Source organism: Haloferax profundi (assembly GCF_001469865.1).
Classification (GTDB): domain Archaea; phylum Halobacteriota; class Halobacteria; order Halobacteriales; family Haloferacaceae; genus Haloferax; species Haloferax profundi.
This window is the reverse complement of sequence record NZ_LOPV01000488.1, coordinates 1-508: the sequence shown is the minus strand read 5'-3', so window position 1 is coordinate 508 and position 508 is coordinate 1. Positions and strand designations below refer to the sequence as shown.

The 508-nt window shown below is 60.6% G+C and carries 1 pseudogene; it reads left to right on the top strand.

The annotated features are described in order from the left end of the window. Positions 1-39: 39 nt before the first annotated feature. Positions 40-508, top strand: a pseudogene (locus AUR66_RS15825) (hypothetical protein); the annotation flags it as partial.

Here is a 508-nt window from a genome sequence, read left to right as displayed (position 1 = left end):
CACCGGAGCAAAACACTTCAACAAAAGGGGTGGTTTGGGTTGTTCTTCATCCTCGCCTCGTGGATCTGGGCTGCCGTCGTCTTGCACCTCTCGCAGGGCATGATCCTCGCGGTTGCCCCAGATGGTGCCGACCTCGTAGCCGACCTCGGCTCGATTGGTGGGAACAGCGCCGCTGCAGGCCTTGGAATCATCCTCGTGTGGCTGTCGTCGGGTGTGTTGTTCCTCCTGATCGCGCTCGTGTTCGGCCTCTCGTGGGTGTCGGTGTTCATTTTCGCCCCGGCACTCCCCATCTTTATCGCCCTTTCGTTGGTTGATTTCGGCCCACTGAGCATCGTCTCGAAGGTTGGCCAGATTGGGCGTGACCTGTTCGTCACCGTCGCGTTCTTGCCGTTCCCGACAGCACTCGTGCTGGGCTTTGGATATCCCATCATCAACGCCGCCCGGAGTGCTATGCCCGGCCCAGCGTCGATTGTCCCCGGCCTCGGTGTCTATGCGCTGTTGACGCTCT